Below are 17,746 nucleotides of genomic sequence, written 5' to 3'. Positions count from 1 at the left end.
TATTTTGTGATAAAATATTTCCTTTTATTTATTCGGGGTGTAGCGCAGTCTGGTTAGCGCACTTGGTTTGGGACCAAGGGGCCGAAGGTTCGAATCCTTTCACCCCGACCATTTTTTATAAATTTATACAAAATGGTGAGTGTAGCTCAGTCGGTTAGAGCATCAGATTGTGGTCCTGAGGGTCGTGGGTTCAATTCCCATCACTCACCCCACTAAGCGCTCGTAGCTCAACTGGATAGAGCGACAGACTTCGGATCTGTAGGTTATGGGTTCGATTCCTATCGGGCGCACCACCAAGATTTTATATGCGTTCATAGCTCAGCTGGATAGAGCAACGGCCTTCTAAGCCGTAGGTCAGAGGTTCGAATCCTCTTGGGCGTACCACTTTAGCGGATGTGGTGAAATTGGCAGACACGCCAGACTTAGGATCTGGTGCAGCAATGCGTGAAGGTTCAAGTCCTTTCATCCGCACCACTTACTTTTATCATTTTCAAACAAGAGTTGATTTCTCATAAATTTTTATTTCATTTTAAAATTTCTTATGATTGTTAGATGAAATGCAAAAATTAGGTTTAGCTTTAGCAGCTTTAGTTGCTTTAAGTGTTTCAGCATTTGCAGGTGTTATTGCTATACATGATTCTAATTTAGTTAAAGTATCAGGAGGAGATGATGCCTATGCAAAAATAGCTTTAGAAGATGCTAAAGAAGAAATGAAAAATCAATTTAACACTGATAACTTAGAGATTTATGCTATAGAAAGTATCAAAAAAGATGATCCAGAACAATATAATGTTATTCAAAGGGGCAGTTTTAAAGTAATGAAACAAAGGATAGCAAAAGGAAAGACTGTCTATTATAATAATTCTTTCTTAGTTGTAGATAGAAAAACAAATTGGGCTGCTGAATGGGATATTGAATGTGATCATCTTGATAGACCTATAAAATTAAGCAATGATGTTAATTGTCGTTCTGATATCTCTTCAAAGCACTATAATTTCAAATAATACTTGAAAGCTCTATTATTTTAGAGCTTTCACACCATAAAGGTTTTGATTATAAAAAACATAGTATAAAATATATCTAAATTTTAAGCTTTTTAAGTTAAAAATTTCTAGTTTTTTTAAATCGTTTTATCTTTTATATCTTTGCTGTAAAGACAAAATCAGCACTCATTAAAATCTTTTCTTGATTAAATTTTTGTAAATTCATTTTTAGTGTTAAAAATGTGATGATATTAACTTTATAAAAGTATTATTATATATTTTTTACTTAGGATAGCAATTATGAAAAAAACAATTTTAACCATTCTTTTTTTACTCACTCTTACGCAGGCTAAGGAAATACAAGTTTATGAAAGTCCTACTTGTGGCTGTTGTGATCTTTGGGCTGATTATATGAAAGCTAAGGGTTATGAGGTTAGTGTTCATAAAACCAATGATTTTCTTAAAATCAAAGAAAAAATGGGTATAAAAGATGAGTATCAAAGTTGCCATACAGGTGTGATCGAAGGCTATGCTATTGAAGGGCATGTTCCTGAAAGTGCTATAGCATGGTTGCTTGAAAACAAACCTAAAGATGTTATAGGAATTTCAGCTCCTGGCATGCCGCAAGGAAGCCCAGGAATGGAACAAGGTTATAGTGAAAAATATCCTGTAATTTTGATGAAAAAAGATGGAAGCTATGAGCTTTATGGATATTTTATAGGAGATAAAAAGCTTTAAAGTAAATTTTTAGCTTTTTACTTTTTTGATTTCTTTTTCAAGTATGCTATAAGGAGTTAAGCCTATGAATTTTTCATCCATTTTTCCTTCTTTGAAAAAACTAAGCACAGGTACTCCATATATTTCCCCAATGGCACTTGAAAGGTATTTAGCTGCTCTTTTTTCATAAAACATTGCTAAATTAGATAAACCTTTTTCATCAGCCCAAGTTTTTGCATCATTTGCATCATTTGCATCACCTAAAACCACAAAGATACTAAAATCATAATTTTTAGCCAAATTCTGTAAAATAGGAATTTGTTCTTTACAAACTCCGCAATCTTTTGTGAAGAATACTAAGGCAAAATTTTGTGCTTTATCATTTAGTTTTAGGCTTTTTTCAAAACCATTGTAGGCAAAATTATAGGTTTTATCGCTATTTAAAGCTTTAAAATTTTCTCCACTATCACAAGCTACAAAAAATAAAGCTATGATTAAAGCAAAGAAATAAGCTTGGATTCGAAAAATTCCCATGGTTTTTCTCCTAAAATTCTATCTTTTATCATCCCATCTTTAATGATGATGGTAGTAGGGGTTGCAAACACAGCGTAACGATCATTGGTGATTTTAAGATCGTCTTTTAAAACTTTTACATTTTTAAAGTCAAATTGTTCGGCTAAAACCTTAACCACATTGGCATTATCGATGGAATTTATAGCATAAACACTGATTTTATTGGGGTGATTTTGTATGAATTCATCTAAAGAAGGGAGTTCTTTTAAGCAAGAAGGGCAGCCATTTTGAAAAAAGACTAAGATTTTTAAACTTGTGTTATCATCAGCAAGTTTTACAGCTTTTCCTAAGGTATCTTTAGCTGAAATTTCAGCGCTTTTTTCTCCAACTTTTCCAGTATCTTTTGAATTTTCAAAAGAACAAGCATTGAGCAAAAACAAAATGCTTAAGATTAAAAGGCTTTTTTTCATTTTAACACCCCATGTTGTAAAATAAGGGTTCGATCTGCGAATTTAGCCAAATCAGGATTGTGTGTGATTAAAACTATGGTTTTGCCTTCATTTTTTAATTTTTGCAAGGTTTGAAGAACGATTTGTTCATTGGCTTCATCTAAATTTCCTGTGGGTTCATCTGCGAGTAAAAGCTCTGGGTTGTTGATTAAAGCTCTTGCTATGCAAACTCTTTGTTGTTCCCCGCCACTTAATTGGCTAGGTAAATGAGTGAGTCTATGCGAAAGTCCTGCTTTTTCAAGAACCATTTTGGCATCTTCTTCATCTACGCTTGAGTGATAATACTGAGAGAGCATAACATTTTCTAAAGCGTTAAGATAGGGGATAAGATGAAATTGTTGAAAGACAAGCCCTATTTTTTCACGACGCAAGGTGATTTTTTGCTCCTCATCCATTTGCTCTAGGTTTTCATTGTCTAAGATATACTCTCCAGAGCTTGGAGTATCCATGAGTGATAGTATGTTTAAAAGCGTTGATTTTCCACTTCCTGATGGACCCATGATGGCAAGCCATTCTCCTTCATAGACGCTTAAGTTGATATTGTTTAAGGCTTTAACTTTGCCAAATTCTTTATTTAAGTTGTTTATTTTAATAAGTTCTTTTTTCATCATTCACCTTTCAAATTTTCACACACATTGATTTTTAATGCTCTTTTTATAGGAAAAAATGCAGCCAAAAAGGCAAAAATCAAAGAAATGATTAAGGCTATAAAAACAGCTATAAATCTAAAATCAATACTAGAATTAAAAATCAAATAACCAAAGACATTGGCTAAAAATATCCCACAAAAAGCTCCGATTAAACTAGCAAAAAAACTTACTATAAAGCATTCACTAGCAAAAAGTTTAAAAATTTCACTTTTTTTCGCACCCAAGGCTAAACGCAGTGCGATTTCTTTTTTGCGAGAAAATATAATAGAGCTTAAGGTCGTATTAACGCTAGTAGTGACTATGATCAATACTACAAGTATGATTAAAAACATTAAAGCTTTGATTTTTCCAAGCACTAAACCTTCACTTAAGGATACTGAAGATATAGGTTTTGCATCGATGAATTCATTGCTGATTGCTTGTGTTTTGGCTTTAACTTCATCAAAATTTCCATAAACTACAGCATTAGCATAGTTAATACCGGCTCTATCGCTTAAATTTTGCACCACGCTTAAAGGAGCTAAAACAATGCTATCAAATTCATCATTGCTTGAAAGTATGCCTTTTATGGTAAGTTTTGTGCTTTTTCCGTTGCTTGGATTGTAAATTTGAAGTTCATTGCCTGTTTTTAGGCCTAGTTGCTTGGCTAAATTAACCCCTAAAAAGGCTGAATTTTCATCAAAATCATTTAGAGAAAAGCTTCCTTCTTTAACTTCTAAAAAAGGTTTAGTGATTTTTAAAGCCCTAAAATCAGTGCCTAAAACCACTCCGCTTGTACTGCCTAAATTTAAAAAATCATACAAAAAAGGAGTTAAAGCTCTAGCCTTTAATTTTTCTTTTACTTTTTCATACTCAGCATTGGAGATAAAATTTTCATCCTGCTTAGGACTTATCATTACATTTGCTCCATAAGCTTTTAATTCTTTAGAAAGTTTGGTGTCAATATCAAAATAAATATTTAAAAAAGCTGAGCAAGTAAGTGCTCCTATAAAAACACTTAAAACTATAATAAAAAGTCTTTGATAAGAAAAGCTAATGCTTTTAAAAAGTTCATTAAGGAAAAACTTATCTACCATAAAGCACTCCTGCGGCTGAAAGTTGTGTGATATTTTTGATAGGAAGCAAGCAACCTAGCAAGGCAATAAGTCCTGCAAAAATAAAGCTTAAAGGTAAAGCTACAAAGGCTATATCAATAAAATATCCAAAAATACTAAGACTGATGATTTGAGAAAGTGCTGTGCCAAAAATAAATCCAAATAAAGCAGCAAATAAAGCTACGATTAAATTTTCACTAGCAAAGATGAGATAAATTTGAAAAGTATTAGCACCAAGCACTTTTAAAAGTCCTATTTCTTTTTTTCTACGATGAATTTCAGAACTCATCAGACTTGAAATCGCAATACTTGCAACAATAAGACAAATAATACAAGTAATGCCCATTAAGGATTGGATCTTTTTAACCACCAAGCTTTGAGCATCGCTTATAGCATTTAGAGCTTTTGCATCAGCACCTGGTAAGCCATCGCTAATTTGACTAGCGATTGAGCCTACATAAGCTGAGCAATACCATTTGTCATATTCTAACTGATCTAATTTTTCTTCGCCCATGCGACGCACTTTTTCAGAAAGGGCTGATTCAGGTATGGTAAAAGCTCTTACTTCTGCACTTGAGTAAAGCCCTTGTTTGTTGAGTAAATCTTGAGCTAAATTTAAAGGAGTGATGATTTTATTTGACATTTTAGGATTGGCATGAAGTAAAATGCCTACGATTTTTGCTTCTTTGCTTTGATTGTTTTCTCCTATGAGTTTGATAGTATCTCCTAATTTTAGTTTATTGTTTTTAGCAAAGTCTTCGCCTAGCATGATTTCATTGCTATCATCTTTTGCCCATTCTCCTTGGACTGCTAAATAAGGATAAAGACTTTTTATACCTGTGATATAATCATCATCATCTTTAATTTTTATGGCTTTTTGAAAGTAAGTGCCATAAATAAGTGCTTTTTGCTGGGAGTTTTCAATTGCGATTTTACCTTCTAAAAAAGGAGCAAGTGCGGTGATGTTGTTACGCCAATAAATGTCTTTAATCATATATAAATTTTTTTCTTCTAGGTAGTTTTTGTTTTTTAAGGGTTCATAAAGTTCATTACCTATTTCTATACTAAGACTTGAGCCTTTGGGTAAAACAAGGATATTAGAGCCATAGCTTTTGAGTTGTTTAGTTACTTCATCGCCTATACTTAGGGTAATATTTAGCATAGTAGAGAGCAAAAGCGTGGCTAAAAAACAAGTAAGAAAGGCTAAAAATTTTTGAATTTTGTTTTTAAATATAGAGTTAAAAATCATTTTAGCCAACATCGTTTCTCCTTTGGATTAAAAATTGGGCTTCGTTTTCTTCTACATATTTTATAGGATCTTTTTTAAATTCTTCATAGTTGTTTTGATTTGAAAAATAATAAGTAATCCCTTTATAGCTATAAGAAAAAGGAGCTTGGGTGTTTATAACCTTTGTTTTTGATACAGGATCTTGCACTTCAATTTCCTTGATTTGACTAAAATAATTAGATCCTGCTATTACATCTTTAACATCTATGGTGATTTTTTTACCATCGTATTCGTATTTGAGTGGGATAGGATTGCAACCCCCGCTTTTGCCTACACTAGGTAAGAAAATACGCACATTGCAAGAAATGCAAATGAGTTGTCCATCTTTTTTGATATAGCCCATATCTCCACAAATCATACAAGCATCAAAAACAGCTACAGGAGAATCCCTATCTTCTCTTTTGTTGATAAGAAAAAACCTTATCACCTTGCCTTCAGCACTGATATAAGCAAAGCGGTGGAGTTTGTTGTCCCTTAAAAGAGCTATATCAAAGATAAATTTGCCATTCTTATCGGGTAAAATTTCTTTAGGCTCATCTATGGTTAAAGGCTTAGAGCTTACCATAAAAAAGTATAAAATAATGCAAAAACTTATAACACAGGAGATAAAAACACTGGAAAAATAACGATTAATAAGACTTGTTTTAGCTTCGTTTTTGCGATAATTTATATCTAAAATTTGTTTTTTGCTTATATTTTTTTTGCGAATTTTTAAGCTTAAGAATGCTAAAAAAGCGATGAAAATTAAATAAACATAAATTCCAAAAACACCAAAATAATTACTTTTTCCTACAAAACTCACCAAAAAAGTATGAGTTTCTATGATGGAATTTCGCATTAAAGTAAGCAAGATATTGGCTAGAGCTTTATCGCTTTCCATAAGGATAAGCAGTAAAAACAGCATAAAGCTTGTTTTTTGATTAAAATTTTTTTGCCATTTTAAAAAGAAGAAAATCAAAATACAAACAAGCAAGGCTAAAGCAATAAAACCTAAAGAACTTATACTTTCGCTATCGATTAAAGAGCTAGTAAAAATAGGGAAATCTTGACTTAAAAAATAATAATGCAAAGCGGTGCAAAAACTTAAATTTCCCAATAAAATAAAATTTAAAAGTTCAATTTTTTTCCAAAAATAAAATATAAAGCTTACTAGCAATAAACCTATAAAAACAAAATCAAAATTAAAGATTAAATTTTCGGTTTTTAAAAATTGTGCTGCGATAAAAAAAGCAAAATATCCAAATAAAAAGCCCAAAAAAACTACTAAAAAACTTTTAAAAATATATTTTTTATCAGGAGTGATAAAGGCCATTAAAATACTTAGCGGTAAAACACTGATAAGAAAATGCACAAAATATATACTCATAATTTACTCTTTAAACATTGTTATTTTAATTTTTCAATAAAAATAAAAATATTTAAACACTCGGAAAATCCGAGTGTAAAATCATTTTGGCGTGCCTGTGTATTTGAATTTATAATCTACTTTAAAAGGTTCAAACCACTTACCCACGCCTGTTTCTTCATCAACATGGCGTCCAAAACCTTGTTTTTCTGGATTTGAGATATAAAAAGTAAGTTCATAGTTTCCTACGCCAAAGCCACCTTTTTTATCTTTTTCCATAGCGATATTTGCACCATAGTGAGGACCATCATCAGCCACCATAGGCATCAAAGTTCCGCGTTTAATTGCACCTGTGTCGGTATTTTTAAGTTCATAGGCTATGGTTAAATAAGGCATCCAAAAACCTTCTGGAAAACCATTTGGATTGTTTTTAAGTGCGTGAATGTCAGCTTCTAGGTGAATATCTGCTAAAGACGCAGCTAAATCAATACCTCTTGGTTCCATTTCAATAGGTTGTAAATAAACAGCGGCTATTTCCATACCATTAAGTTCTTTTGGATCACCGATTGGCACTTCGCCTGCAAATAAATTTGTACTAATAACCGCAGCTGCAGCAACTACTGATAAAACTTTTTTTATCATGATTTTACTCCTTTTTTTGAAATTTGTTTTGTTATTAAAATGCCAATAATTAGCATGATCAAAACTATAAATTGAGGGATTAAGGTTTCATAGTAAGGATAAATTCCAAGCCATAAAATCGGTTCAAAATTCATAGGTATAAGACTAGGAATAATGACTTTTCCTTCTATGAGTTCAGCTATGCCTTTGCCTGTAAAAACAAAAACCATGTAAAAAATAATGTAAGAAGTGATATAGAAAAATTGTTTTACAGGTATGCGAATGGCTCCTGCTTTTAAAAGAAAATATAAAACAATAAGTATTAAAATTCCAAGTCCAAGCCCGCCAAAAACAGCACCAAAATCAGTGCTTGTTTTAGCATCAAAAAGCAAGGCTTGATAAAAAAGCACAGTTTCTGCACCTTCTCTATAAACAGCTAAAAATACGGTGATCCAAAGGGTTTTTGCACTATTGTTTGATATGGCATCTATAGCACCTTGTTTGATAAAGCTTGTCCATTTTTTATTTTGTGCGTTTGAAAGTAACCAAAAGCCCACATAAAAGAGTAGCAATACGGCTATAAGCATGGTAATACCCTCTATAAGCTCTCTACTTTGTCCCGCATTTTCTTTAAATAGCCAAGAAACTCCAAAAGCGGTAACAAAACTTAAAATCACTCCTGTAAAAAGAGCACTATAGGCGATATTTAGACGATTTTTATTACCACTTTGCACAAGATAAGAAACAATGGCTACAACGATAATCAAAGCTTCCAAGCCTTCACGCAAAATAATACCTAAAGCCCATATAAACAGCGAATAAGGAGTAGAATCTTGAATTTTATCCACACTGCTTGCTATGAGTTGTTCTAAGTCATTAAAAGTAGCTTCAAGCTCTTTTTTATCTGCACTTGCTTTAATCAGTGCCACACCTTTGGAAAATAAACTTTCTATTTTAAGTTTTAAGCCACTATCTACAGCACCGATTTTATTTTCCATACCGCTTGCTTCAAAAATATCTAGATAAATTCCTTGTAAATCATCTACTATAGAAGCACTAAAGCCATCATAATTTTTTAAAATTTCATCTAAAGCAAGTTTGATATCATTAGAAACTTTGGTATAATCTTTGCCTTTTGTTTCATCATTAAAGCCTGAAATTTGCAAACTTGAAAGTTCTGAATTTGGAATTTGTAAGAAAACATCAAAAATTTGTTCTTCTATGCTATCTAAGCCATCTCTTAAGCCTTTTTCATCTATTTTTGCATCGTTGATTTGGCGTATAAGGGTGCGTATGGCTTGTTGAATTTTTTGATCGTTTCCTGCTTTGGTAAATTTATTTACTAAAATTTCTACTTTGGTATTGCGATAATCACTAAATAAGGCATCATTTAAAAAATCTTTACTAGCTTGGTAGTTTTTTTCTTTAAAAGCATTAGCTGCCTGTGAAAATTTGGTAGAGATATTATCTAGTATAAATTGCAATCTTGCGTCCATTGCAGCGGCAGCTTGTAAATCAGCGCTTGCATTATCATCTGTAAGTTTGCTTGTGTCGTCGTTTGCAGGTATAGGAGCTTGGGTGGTTAAAGAACTTTGTGCTAAATCTTTTTTATCTACACCCATCATTTGTGCGATTAAAGCTTCTGCATCAGCTTCGCGTTTGGCATTGGCTTCTAGGCTTGATTTTTCAGCTTTAGTCTTATCATAGTTTGTATCGCTTGCTTCTGCTTTTAAACGATATCCATTTTGTAAAATAGGGGCTACTTCATCAAGATCATAATAAAGGCTATCCACTAAAGCATTAATTTGTGTTAAAGGAGCTTCATCTTTATACATACGACGCAAATTTACAAATTTACGCTCCATGGTGATGGCTTTTCTTCCTATGTTTCTTCCTATAGGGCCTTCCATATTTTCAAAATGTTGAAAATACGCATCTTCGCTAAGCTTTTTAGCACCTAGATTATCACCCTTTTTGTAAGTTTCTATGCTTTGTTTTAGCATGTCTTTGATAAGATTTGCTTCATTAATATAATCATCTACTCTAGCAAAAGCTGAGCTTGATAAAAAAATACTTATAATTAAAAATATAATTTTAAAAATTTTCATTATCATTATCCTTAGTTTTTGATAAAAATAATATTTATTATCAAAATAAATAATGGCTAGTATAATATTAAAAATCTTAAATAGAACTAAAAAATAAGCTTTTGTATCGATAATATTTTTTATTAATTGTATTTAAGATATATTTTAATAAATTTTTAAATATATCTTATTTTTGTGATTTAATATGGGTTGTTTTTAAGTATCGCAAGGTTTTCTTTTAAGCTATGCACTTTGGGATATTGTTTTTGCATTTTTAATTTTTCCTTTTTTGATGTTTTAAAAGCTTAATAAAAATCAAAAAATCATTTATTGTATTCTTCAAGGAGATGGTTATAGCATATTTTAGATTAAGCAGATATATCCAAAAGTTTATCTTTTTTGTTGGTATCCGTGTTTGTAGAATTGCTATTGTCTTTATTTGCTTCTTCTTTCTCAGCTTTAGCTTCTACTTTTTCTTTTTTTTCTTGAAATTTTAAAGTTGAAGTTATATTAATTCTTTTACTTTCAAAATTTGTATCTACTATTCCCCTACAAGGTGTATTAAGTAACATTAGCAAACTCCTATATAATTGCAATAGCTTTTTAAGTTGTAATTTTTGATTATATTATAAATCGTATAAATAAGATAAAACTTAAATTTATTGAAGTAAAATTTTATCTATTTCATTTGCTTCTAAAAGTATCAACCATTTATATTTTGCTTATTGTTTCATAGTGTAAAAATTTTTAAAATAGGATTTTATCTTAAAAAATTTATGATTTTTAATTTCAGATATTGGTTTCCTTGAAAAATTTTAAAAAGTTTAGTAAAAAATATTAAGTTTTAAAAATATCATCCGATTTAAATAAAGTCTTAAGACTCAATCTAAAAGGAGGATGATATGGTTTCAGATGTTTCTATGGGTAATGCTAATTTAATGACTGCTGTTAATACTTCAGTTTTGAAAAAATCTATGGACACAAACGAGGCATTGATGAATGAACTCATCGAAGGTATGGAAGGTGTCTCTCAAGCCTCCGCTCCACAAGTTTCTAGCTCTAGTGGTTTGGATATTTACGCTTAAATATCTTAAGAACAAGCTTAAGAACTTGTTGGTATCTTGAGCTTGTTTTTTTAAATAATTATTTCTTTAGTATTTTTTCGTTATAATTTTGCCATTTTATTTATCGTATTAAATTTTTATAATATTTATTTAGGAGCAAGGATGCAAATGATAAAGAAGATGGTTTTAAGTGAAACTTTCCCTGGTATTTTGCTTATATTTTTTACATTTTTAGCCTTATTGTGTAAAAATTCTTCTTTAAGTGTTATTTATACAGATTTTTTTCATGCTAATTTTACAGTAGGATTTGATCATTTTCAAATTTCAAAGTCGTTGGATTTATGGATAAATGATGGTTTGATAGCTATATTTTTTCTATGTATAGGGCTTGAGTTAAAATATGAAATTTTACGCGGACAGCTTAAAAATATAAGAGCTGTATCTTTACCTATATTTGGAGCTTTGGGGGGTATGATTACTCCTGCTTTAATTTTTGCTGCTATTAATTATTCCCATGGTTTTGCTATGAAAGGTTGGGCAATACCTACAGCAACCGATATAGCTTTTGCAGTGGGTATTTTGATGCTTTTAGGAAATAAAATTCCTACAAGTTTAAAGCTTTTTTTACTTTCTTTAGCTATTTTTGATGATTTGGGCGCTATTGTTATCATTGCTTTATTTTATACAGATCAGCTTTCAGCTTTGGCGATTATTATTTGTTTGTTTTGTATATTTGCTCTACTTTTGTTAAATTATTATCACATCACCCATCTTTCTTTGTATGTGTTAGTAGGTGTTGTATTGTGGATAGCTATGCTTAAAAGTGGAGTACATGCGACTTTGGCTGGTGTGATCATTTCTTTATTTATACCGCTTGATACAAAAAATAAAAAACCTTATTTGCATGAAGTTCTTAAGGATTTAAATCCTTGGGTGGTTTATTTTATCTTGCCTTTATTTGCTTTTGCTAATGCTGGGATTGATATCCGAGATATGCATCTTGGTTCGGTATTTTCGCCTGTAAGTCTTGGAATTATTCTAGGATTATTTTTAGGAAAGCAACTAGGTGTTTTTACTTTTTGTTTTATTGCTATCAAACTTAAGCTTGCAAAACTACCTGAAAATATTAAATATGGAAAATTTTATGGTATATGTATTTTAACAGGCATTGGTTTTACGATGAGTTTGTTTATTGATGGTTTGGCTTATAAAAATAGTGATATTTTTGAACATGCGGATAAACTTGCTATTTTAATAGCTAGTTTTTTAAGTGCCATTGTTGGTTTTATTTATCTTAAGATTGTTAAATGAATAATATAGTACATAAATTAAAAACTTTAGTTTTAAACGAGGCTTTTGGTGGTGTTTTACTTATAGTTTGTACTTTGCTTGCTTTGCTTGTGCAAAATGGATCTTTTAGCGAACATTATCGAGAATTTCTAAATTTAAAAGTCGGATTTAGCGTAGGTGAATTTGAGCTTAATAAGCCTTTTTTACTTTGGATAAATGATGGGCTTATATCTATATTTTTCTTTGCTATAGGGCTTGAGCTTAAGAAGGAATTTTTGCACGGGGATTTTAAAAATCCTAAAAATATTGTTTTACCTTTTATGGCTGCTTTAGGAGGTATACTTATACCTGCGATGTTGTTTGCTTTGGTAAATATAGGAGATGCTTATACTTTAAAAGGTTGGGCTATACCTACAGCTACAGATACAGCGTTTGCCTTAGCGATTTTAATGATGTGTGGCAAGCATATTCCATCAAGTTTAAAAATTTTCTTACTTTCTTTGGCTATTTTTGATGATGTGGGTGCTATTTTAATTATAGCTATTTTTTATACGACAAAATTATCAATAGTTGCTTTTGTCGTTGCAGGAATTGCTATTTTGGCAATGCTTGTTTTAAATATTTTAGGAATAACAAGAAAGTCTTTTTATTTTATTTGCTCAGTTATTCTTTGGATTAGTGTTTTAAAAAGTGGTGTGCATGCAACTTTAGCTGGAATCATAACAGCATTTTTTATACCGATGCAAACTAAAAATGGAGAAGCATTTTTAGAAGAAATCTATGAAAGTCTAAAATTTTGGCTCGCTTTTGTTATCTTGCCTTTATTTGCTTTTGCTAACGCTGGAGTAAATTTATCCAATATCGATATAGGAGCAATTTTTTCAGGTGTAAGTATAGGTATTTTCTTGGGGCTTTTTGTGGGTAAACAAGTGGGTGTATTTTTGTTTTCTTATTTGGCAATCCGTTTTAAATTTGCAGCCTTGCCCCAAGGTTCAAATTTGAAACAACTTTATGGGGTTTGTATACTTACAGGAATTGGTTTTACAATGAGTTTGTTTATCGATGGCTTGGCGTATGAAGTTAGCGATATTTTTAATTATGCAGATAATTTAGCTATTCTCATAGCTTCATTTTGTTCTGGGATTTGGGGTTTTATTTATCTTAAATTCTTTGCTGCTCGATCTTAAGGGGACTGATGAGGCATATTTTTTTCATCATCACGATTATATTCTTTATAAGCGGATGTAGTTTTTATCAGAATTTAAACTATACTCGTCCAATTTATAATACAAATAAAGAAACAAAACTTAAGACTATAGCACATGAATGGAAAAAAACTCCTTATGTTTTAGGTGGAATTACTAAAAAAGGTGCTGATTGTTCAGGATTTACACAGAGTGCATTAGCTCAGCTTAATATACGCATACCTCGCACCACAAAAACTCAATTAGGTTCTGGGAGAAAAGTTTCTAAATCAAAATTGCAAACAGGAGATTTGGTATTTTTTAAGACAGGTAGAGGGCCAAATGGTATGCATGTTGGTATTTATATGAGCAAGGGAAAATTTATACATTTATCTACTAAAGGTGGAGTAAAAGAAGTCGAGCTAAATAGTTCTTATTGGAAGGCTCGTTATATAGGAGCAAGAAGGTATTAAAGTGAAAATAGGTGTATTTGATAGCGGGGTAGGGGGGCTTAGCGTTTTAAAATCTCTTTATGAAGCTAGACTTTTTGATGAAATTATCTATTATGGAGATACCGCAAGAGTTCCTTATGGAGTAAAAGATAAAGATACTATTATAAAGTTCTGTCTTGAAGCATTGGAATTTTTTGAACAATTTCAAATTGATATGCTTATCATTGCATGTAATACTGCTAGTGCTTATGCTTTAGATGCTTTAAGGACAAAAGCACATTTTCCAGTATATGGTGTAATTGATGCAGGGGTTGAAGCAACGATAAAAGCTTTGCATGATAAAAATAAAGAAATTTTAGTCATTGCAACAAAAGCAACCATTAAATCAGAAGAATACCAAAAGCGTTTATTATCCCAAGGATATACAAATATAAATGCTTTAGCTACAGGGCTTTTTGTGCCTATGGTTGAAGAAGGTATTTTTGAAGGAGATTTTTTGCAAAGTGCTATGGAGTATTATTTTAAAAATATCACAACTCCAGATGCTTTGATACTCGCTTGCACTCATTTCCCTTTACTAGGTCGTTCTTTAAGTAAGTATTTTGGCGATAAAACAAAATTAATTCATTCAGGAGATGCCATAGTTGAATTTCTTAAAGAAAGAGAAAATATAGATTTGAAAAATCATAAAGCAAGATTACATTTTTATGCTTCAAGCGATATTGAATCTTTAAAAAATACTGCTAAAATTTGGCTAAATTTATAAGGAAATAAAATGATAGAATTGAAAAAACCAGATGAAATAGAAAAATTAAGAATAGCAAATCAAATTGTAGCAAAAACTTTAAATTTTTTAGAGAATGAAATTAAAATAGGAATGAGCTTAAAACAAATTGATAAAATGGCAGAAGATTATATTTTAAGCCTTGGCGCCAAGCCATCATTTAAGGGACTTTATGGTTTTCCAGGTGCCATTTGCACATCTTTAAATCAAGTTTGTATCCATGGAATTCCAGATGATAAAATTATCAAAGAGGGTGATATTTTAGGTCTTGATGTGGGAAGTTTGATTGATGGGTATTATGGGGATGCAGCAAGAACTATTGCTATAGGAGAAGTTTCACCCACTGATAAAGCTTTAATCTCTTGTGCTAAAGATGCGTTATATCATGCTATAGATATTATTCGTGATGGAATGCGTTTTAAGGAACTTTCAGCTGCTTTAGGCGAATTTATCCATGCAAGAGGTTTTGTCCCGCTTCGTGGATATTGCGGGCATGGTATAGGACGAAAGCCCCATGGAGAGCCTGAAATTTTAAACTATTTAGAAAAAGGTGCGAGTGCAAAAAGTGGCCCTAAAATTAAAAATGGAATGGTGTTTTGCATAGAGCCTATGATATGCCAAAAAGATGGAACACCAAAGCATTATAATGGAAAATGGGATGCTGGAAGTATTGATGGGCTGAATGCGGCTCATTATGAACATTGTGTTGCCGTGATTAATGGGCGTGCTGAAATTCTTTCTATGATATGATATTAAATTATAAAATAATATTTTTTTCTTAAAATTCTAAAAATTTAAAATTTTTTAAATAATATTGTAGTAATATTCTTTAATAATTTAAGTTACTAAATGATATTTTTATAGCAGATTAAGTGTTTTTAGAATAAAATGTCACATCGTATTAAACTAAAACATAAATATGGTTAGATAATTTAATAATTTTTATTAAATTATCTAAATATTTATTTTAGTTTAAAGAGATCTTTTAAGATCTCGTTTGGGTTAGGCTATTTCCCTCCCCCTTTTTATTCGTAGCCTAACTCTCTTTTAAGAGTTTGGAAAATCTCTTTAAGCTAAAATATATTATATTTGCTTAAAGAGAACAAACGATTACTATTCTTATTTAAATAAATTTTTAAAATCCATTGTAGAGTTATAAATTCCAGCATTATCCATAGTTTCGCCCATAGTAATTGCGGTTGCTAATTCTGATAGAATGATTTTTATTTCATCTCTTTTATCTTGTATATAGGCCAATACACCTTCATAATTACTTGTTTGAAGAATTAAAAGCGGATTAGCAATTTCAAATTCAAAAAGTTTTTTACCAACATAAACATTGAAAATATTTCCAAAAAGGGCTGTTCCCATGAAAGAGCAGTTTTGTATAAGTTGTGATGCTGTGGCATCAAGAGTTCTTTTTTGCATATCATCTGAATTTTCATCTATTCTTTCTAGAATGCTTTTTTCTATTTTTTTTAAAGACATATCAAGTACTTGAAGTGCTCCTATAAAATCATTTGCATCATTGATTTGAGAGCAAATTTGATTTGCTTTAAATTCATTCACGCTTTGAATTTCGCCTAAGTGTTTTTTAAATATATCTAAATCACTTTTCATTGTTTACCTTTCAAAAATATTGCTAAATATTTAAAAAGCAAAAAGTGTTCCTAAATTAGGATAAGTTAGAATTTACCCAAAAAACAATCTCATTGCCAATTTTATTCAAGGCTTTTTGAAAAGCATCATAAGTAGAGCGGATATCTTTTTTTTCTATTTTTTCTTTAGTATTGAAAATTTTATGAGCTATTATTTGATTGTTTTCAAGATTTATGAAATTTACGCTTATAGAAATTTGAGCGTAGTTTTCATTGTTATTAAGAATTTGCTCAAAAGAGTTAATCCTGCTTTCAAGAGCATAATCCGCGCTTAAAGAGCTTGTTGAAGAAAGTAAGGTTGTAAAAATATTGCTTTGTTCAAATTTTGACAAAATTAAAAAAGAATAAAGATTGCTTGGCAAATCTCCCCAGAAATAATGTGCGTATTTGTTGCTAAAACCATTATCTATATAAACAATAGCTCGCGAGTTTAAATACAAAGGTGCATTTGCATTGCGAATTTTAAGAATTTTACTGGTTTTTTTAAAAAAAATATTTGAGTCTATTCCTTCGTCTTTTAATATGATATTTTCATTTTTATTGATGGTTTCGTGTCTTAAAGAGCATCCGCATAACATAAAAATAAAAGTCAAAATATAGAATAATTGCTTTAGCATTATTTTTCTCCTGGTCCTAGTTTAGGTTTGGTTTCTTTAAAAATCAAATCAGCAGGGCTGTTTTGTAAATTTTCTATTAGAATATTGCTTTCAATTAAAACTCGTTTAAAAAGCTCTAAATTTTGCATCAAAGATGCTTTAATATCATCATAAGTGTTTAATTTTTCATCAGCTTTTTTTATGAATTTTTTTAAAATCATCGTACTTTCTTTTATGTCTTTAAGACTAGAGTTGAAATTTTGTGCACTAAGGCTTATATTATCAGCCATTTTTCCTATTTTTAAACTTGCGTTTGAAAGATTAAGGCTTAAATTTTTAGAATTAGCGTTTAAATTTGCACTTAATTCTGCTAGATTTTGCAAAAGGATTTCTAGATTTTTAAGATTTTTTTCGCTTAAAAGTTCTTTTGATTTATCATCGGCCGTTTTAACCAAAGAAAAAATATGTTCACTTTGTCTGTCTATGGTTGCTAAAAAACTTTCTTTAAAAGGAATGACTGGAAGTTTTCCGTGGATAGATACTAGATCTTTACTATTTTTACTTCCGCCTTGAAGTTGGACAAATTTAAGTCCTGTGATACCTTGAAGTTGCAAAGTAGCAAAAGTATCTTCTTTTATAGGCGTGTTATTTTTGACCTTGATGCGTATGTTAACGCCGAGTTCATCTTGATTGTAAATGCTGATTTCTTCTACGCTACCTACTTCCACACCCAAAAGCCTTACAGGTGCTTTTATGCCAAGTCCTGCAACGGATTCTTGTGTGTGAATTTCATAATACTTAAAACTTTCTTCTTTAGAGTATCCACCAAGCCAAAGTATGAAACCAAGGCTTGCAAAAAATACCCCAAAAACAAAAAGTCCTACAAAAAAATAATTTGCTCTATTTTCCAC

General features: G+C 30.9%; 20 protein-coding genes and 5 tRNA genes. 13 read left to right on the top strand and 12 right to left on the bottom strand.

The window, feature by feature from the left end:
* The first annotated feature begins 33 nt into the window (after positions 1-33).
* The 7 genes from ELQ09_RS03355 (at position 34) to ELQ09_RS03325 (ending at position 1,721) form a co-directional block, all read left to right on the top strand.
* Positions 34-111 (top strand) — tRNA-Pro (locus ELQ09_RS03355).
* Positions 112-135: 24 nt separating this feature from the next.
* Positions 136-212 (top strand) — tRNA-His (locus ELQ09_RS03350).
* A gap of 4 nt (positions 213-216) precedes the next feature.
* Positions 217-293: transfer RNA gene (locus ELQ09_RS03345), tRNA-Arg, on the top strand.
* 14 nt (positions 294-307) lie between these two features.
* Positions 308-384, top strand: a tRNA-Arg gene (locus tag ELQ09_RS03340).
* Positions 385-389: 5 nt separating this feature from the next.
* Positions 390-474: transfer RNA gene (locus ELQ09_RS03335), tRNA-Leu, on the top strand.
* An 83-nt stretch (positions 475-557) separates the two neighbouring features.
* Positions 558-1,004, top strand: coding sequence for a hypothetical protein (locus ELQ09_RS03330; RefSeq protein WP_134263776.1), 447 nt, complete (start codon positions 558-560; stop codon positions 1,002-1,004).
* A gap of 279 nt (positions 1,005-1,283) precedes the next feature.
* A complete protein-coding gene (locus ELQ09_RS03325; protein ID WP_002858990.1) occupies positions 1,284-1,721 on the top strand; it encodes a DUF411 domain-containing protein in 438 nt (145 codons plus the stop codon).
* 9 nt (positions 1,722-1,730) lie between these two features.
* Here the strand turns inward: ELQ09_RS03325 and traF are convergent, their stop codons facing one another.
* The 9 genes from traF to ELQ09_RS03280 form a co-directional block, all read right to left on the bottom strand.
* Positions 1,731-2,234 (bottom strand): conjugal transfer protein TraF, encoded by a 504-nt coding sequence (gene traF / locus ELQ09_RS03320; protein ID WP_070316596.1) that lies wholly within the window; start codon positions 2,232-2,234, stop codon positions 1,731-1,733.
* On the bottom strand, positions 2,195-2,683 hold the full coding sequence (locus ELQ09_RS03315; RefSeq protein ID WP_070316595.1) for a TlpA disulfide reductase family protein: 489 nt from the start codon (positions 2,681-2,683) through the stop codon (positions 2,195-2,197). The genes traF and ELQ09_RS03315 overlap by 40 nt, the downstream gene beginning before the upstream one ends.
* Positions 2,680-3,333, bottom strand: coding sequence for an ABC transporter ATP-binding protein (locus ELQ09_RS03310; protein WP_079862120.1), 654 nt, complete (start codon positions 3,331-3,333; stop codon positions 2,680-2,682). Before ELQ09_RS03310 ends, ELQ09_RS03315 begins: the two co-directional genes overlap by 4 nt.
* Positions 3,330-4,448 (bottom strand): FtsX-like permease family protein, encoded by a 1,119-nt coding sequence (locus ELQ09_RS03305; protein WP_096702751.1) that lies wholly within the window; start codon positions 4,446-4,448, stop codon positions 3,330-3,332. The genes ELQ09_RS03310 and ELQ09_RS03305 overlap by 4 nt, the downstream gene beginning before the upstream one ends.
* On the bottom strand, positions 4,438-5,727 hold the full coding sequence (locus ELQ09_RS03300) for an ABC transporter permease (protein WP_096702749.1): 1,290 nt from the start codon (positions 5,725-5,727) through the stop codon (positions 4,438-4,440). Before ELQ09_RS03300 ends, ELQ09_RS03305 begins: the two co-directional genes overlap by 11 nt.
* Positions 5,717-7,120: a Fe-S-containing protein gene (locus ELQ09_RS03295; RefSeq protein WP_096702747.1), complete on the bottom strand. Its 1,404-nt coding sequence runs from the start codon at positions 7,118-7,120 to the stop codon at positions 5,717-5,719. The genes ELQ09_RS03300 and ELQ09_RS03295 overlap by 11 nt, the downstream gene beginning before the upstream one ends.
* A gap of 81 nt (positions 7,121-7,201) precedes the next feature.
* Positions 7,202-7,741 carry an iron transporter gene (locus ELQ09_RS03290; RefSeq protein WP_002778842.1) on the bottom strand — a complete coding sequence of 180 codons (540 nt, stop codon included), beginning with the start codon at positions 7,739-7,741 and terminating at the stop codon, positions 7,202-7,204.
* Positions 7,738-9,828, bottom strand: a complete 2,091-nt coding sequence (locus tag ELQ09_RS03285; protein ID WP_096702745.1) for an FTR1 family protein — start codon at positions 9,826-9,828, stop codon at positions 7,738-7,740. The genes ELQ09_RS03290 and ELQ09_RS03285 overlap by 4 nt, the downstream gene beginning before the upstream one ends.
* A 347-nt stretch (positions 9,829-10,175) precedes the next feature.
* On the bottom strand, positions 10,176-10,379 hold the full coding sequence (locus tag ELQ09_RS03280; RefSeq protein ID WP_096702743.1) for a hypothetical protein: 204 nt from the start codon (positions 10,377-10,379) through the stop codon (positions 10,176-10,178).
* A gap of 330 nt (positions 10,380-10,709) precedes the next feature.
* Here ELQ09_RS03280 and ELQ09_RS03275 point away from each other — a divergent pair, with 330 nt between their 5' ends.
* The 6 genes from ELQ09_RS03275 (at position 10,710) to map (ending at position 15,331) form a co-directional block, all read left to right on the top strand.
* Positions 10,710-10,892 carry a YjfB family protein gene (locus tag ELQ09_RS03275; protein WP_002856010.1) on the top strand — a complete coding sequence of 61 codons (183 nt, stop codon included), beginning with the start codon at positions 10,710-10,712 and terminating at the stop codon, positions 10,890-10,892.
* Positions 10,893-11,033: 141 nt separating this feature from the next.
* Positions 11,034-12,182 (top strand): Na+/H+ antiporter NhaA, encoded by a 1,149-nt coding sequence (gene nhaA / locus ELQ09_RS03270; RefSeq protein ID WP_070300797.1) that lies wholly within the window; start codon positions 11,034-11,036, stop codon positions 12,180-12,182.
* A complete protein-coding gene (gene nhaA, locus ELQ09_RS03265; protein WP_038816441.1) occupies positions 12,179-13,348 on the top strand; it encodes a Na+/H+ antiporter NhaA in 1,170 nt (389 codons plus the stop codon). Before nhaA (ELQ09_RS03270) ends, nhaA (ELQ09_RS03265) begins: the two co-directional genes overlap by 4 nt.
* Before the next feature lie 8 nt (positions 13,349-13,356).
* Positions 13,357-13,818, top strand: a complete 462-nt coding sequence (locus ELQ09_RS03260) for a C40 family peptidase (RefSeq protein WP_070316587.1) — start codon at positions 13,357-13,359, stop codon at positions 13,816-13,818.
* Between the two features lies 1 nt (position 13,819).
* The gene (gene murI / locus ELQ09_RS03255; protein WP_070316586.1) at positions 13,820-14,563 is read left to right on the top strand and encodes a glutamate racemase; all 744 of its coding nucleotides are present in this window, start codon (positions 13,820-13,822) and stop codon (positions 14,561-14,563) included.
* 9 nt (positions 14,564-14,572) lie between these two features.
* Positions 14,573-15,331, top strand: a complete 759-nt coding sequence (gene map, locus ELQ09_RS03250; protein WP_002868878.1) for a type I methionyl aminopeptidase — start codon at positions 14,573-14,575, stop codon at positions 15,329-15,331.
* A 369-nt stretch (positions 15,332-15,700) separates the two neighbouring features.
* Here map and ELQ09_RS03245 read toward each other — a convergent pair whose 3' ends face one another.
* From ELQ09_RS03245 to ELQ09_RS03235, 3 genes are read right to left on the bottom strand one after another with little or no spacing between them, the layout of a single operon-like run.
* Positions 15,701-16,201, bottom strand: coding sequence for a flagellar FLiS export co-chaperone (locus ELQ09_RS03245; protein ID WP_002871263.1), 501 nt, complete (start codon positions 16,199-16,201; stop codon positions 15,701-15,703).
* Between the two features lie 55 nt (positions 16,202-16,256).
* Positions 16,257-16,856 carry an ABC-type transport auxiliary lipoprotein family protein gene (locus tag ELQ09_RS03240; RefSeq protein WP_070316585.1) on the bottom strand — a complete coding sequence of 200 codons (600 nt, stop codon included), beginning with the start codon at positions 16,854-16,856 and terminating at the stop codon, positions 16,257-16,259.
* Complete coding sequence (locus ELQ09_RS03235; protein ID WP_070316584.1) at positions 16,856-17,746, bottom strand: MlaD family protein; 891 nt, start codon at positions 17,744-17,746, stop codon at positions 16,856-16,858. The genes ELQ09_RS03240 and ELQ09_RS03235 overlap by 1 nt, the downstream gene beginning before the upstream one ends.

It is taken from the genome of Campylobacter sp. CH186 (genome assembly GCF_004378925.1).
In the GTDB taxonomy this organism is placed as follows: Bacteria; Campylobacterota; Campylobacteria; order Campylobacterales; family Campylobacteraceae; genus Campylobacter_D; species Campylobacter_D jejuni.
The sequence above is the reverse complement of the archived record's forward strand: the minus strand, read 5'-3'. Positions and strand labels throughout refer to the sequence as shown.

Coding starts and splice junctions, on each gene's coding strand:
- ELQ09_RS03330 (WP_134263776.1), top strand. CDS start 558: ATGCAAAAATTAGGTTTAGCTTTAGCAGCTTTAGTTGCTTTAAGTGTT.
- ELQ09_RS03325 (WP_002858990.1), top strand. CDS start 1,284: ATGAAAAAAACAATTTTAACCATTCTTTTTTTACTCACTCTTACGCAG.
- traF (WP_070316596.1), bottom strand. CDS start 2,234: ATGGGAATTTTTCGAATCCAAGCTTATTTCTTTGCTTTAATCATAGCT.
- ELQ09_RS03315 (WP_070316595.1), bottom strand. CDS start 2,683: ATGAAAAAAAGCCTTTTAATCTTAAGCATTTTGTTTTTGCTCAATGCT.
- ELQ09_RS03310 (WP_079862120.1), bottom strand. CDS start 3,333: ATGATGAAAAAAGAACTTATTAAAATAAACAACTTAAATAAAGAATTT.
- ELQ09_RS03305 (WP_096702751.1), bottom strand. CDS start 4,448: ATGGTAGATAAGTTTTTCCTTAATGAACTTTTTAAAAGCATTAGCTTT.
- ELQ09_RS03300 (WP_096702749.1), bottom strand. CDS start 5,727: ATGTTGGCTAAAATGATTTTTAACTCTATATTTAAAAACAAAATTCAA.
- ELQ09_RS03295 (WP_096702747.1), bottom strand. CDS start 7,120: ATGAGTATATATTTTGTGCATTTTCTTATCAGTGTTTTACCGCTAAGT.
- ELQ09_RS03290 (WP_002778842.1), bottom strand. CDS start 7,741: ATGATAAAAAAAGTTTTATCAGTAGTTGCTGCAGCTGCGGTTATTAGT.
- ELQ09_RS03285 (WP_096702745.1), bottom strand. CDS start 9,828: ATGAAAATTTTTAAAATTATATTTTTAATTATAAGTATTTTTTTATCA.
- ELQ09_RS03280 (WP_096702743.1), bottom strand. CDS start 10,379: ATGTTACTTAATACACCTTGTAGGGGAATAGTAGATACAAATTTTGAA.
- ELQ09_RS03275 (WP_002856010.1), top strand. CDS start 10,710: ATGGTTTCAGATGTTTCTATGGGTAATGCTAATTTAATGACTGCTGTT.
- nhaA (WP_070300797.1), top strand. CDS start 11,034: ATGCAAATGATAAAGAAGATGGTTTTAAGTGAAACTTTCCCTGGTATT.
- nhaA (WP_038816441.1), top strand. CDS start 12,179: ATGAATAATATAGTACATAAATTAAAAACTTTAGTTTTAAACGAGGCT.
- ELQ09_RS03260 (WP_070316587.1), top strand. CDS start 13,357: ATGAGGCATATTTTTTTCATCATCACGATTATATTCTTTATAAGCGGA.
- map (WP_002868878.1), top strand. CDS start 14,573: ATGATAGAATTGAAAAAACCAGATGAAATAGAAAAATTAAGAATAGCA.
- ELQ09_RS03245 (WP_002871263.1), bottom strand. CDS start 16,201: ATGAAAAGTGATTTAGATATATTTAAAAAACACTTAGGCGAAATTCAA.
- ELQ09_RS03240 (WP_070316585.1), bottom strand. CDS start 16,856: ATGCTAAAGCAATTATTCTATATTTTGACTTTTATTTTTATGTTATGC.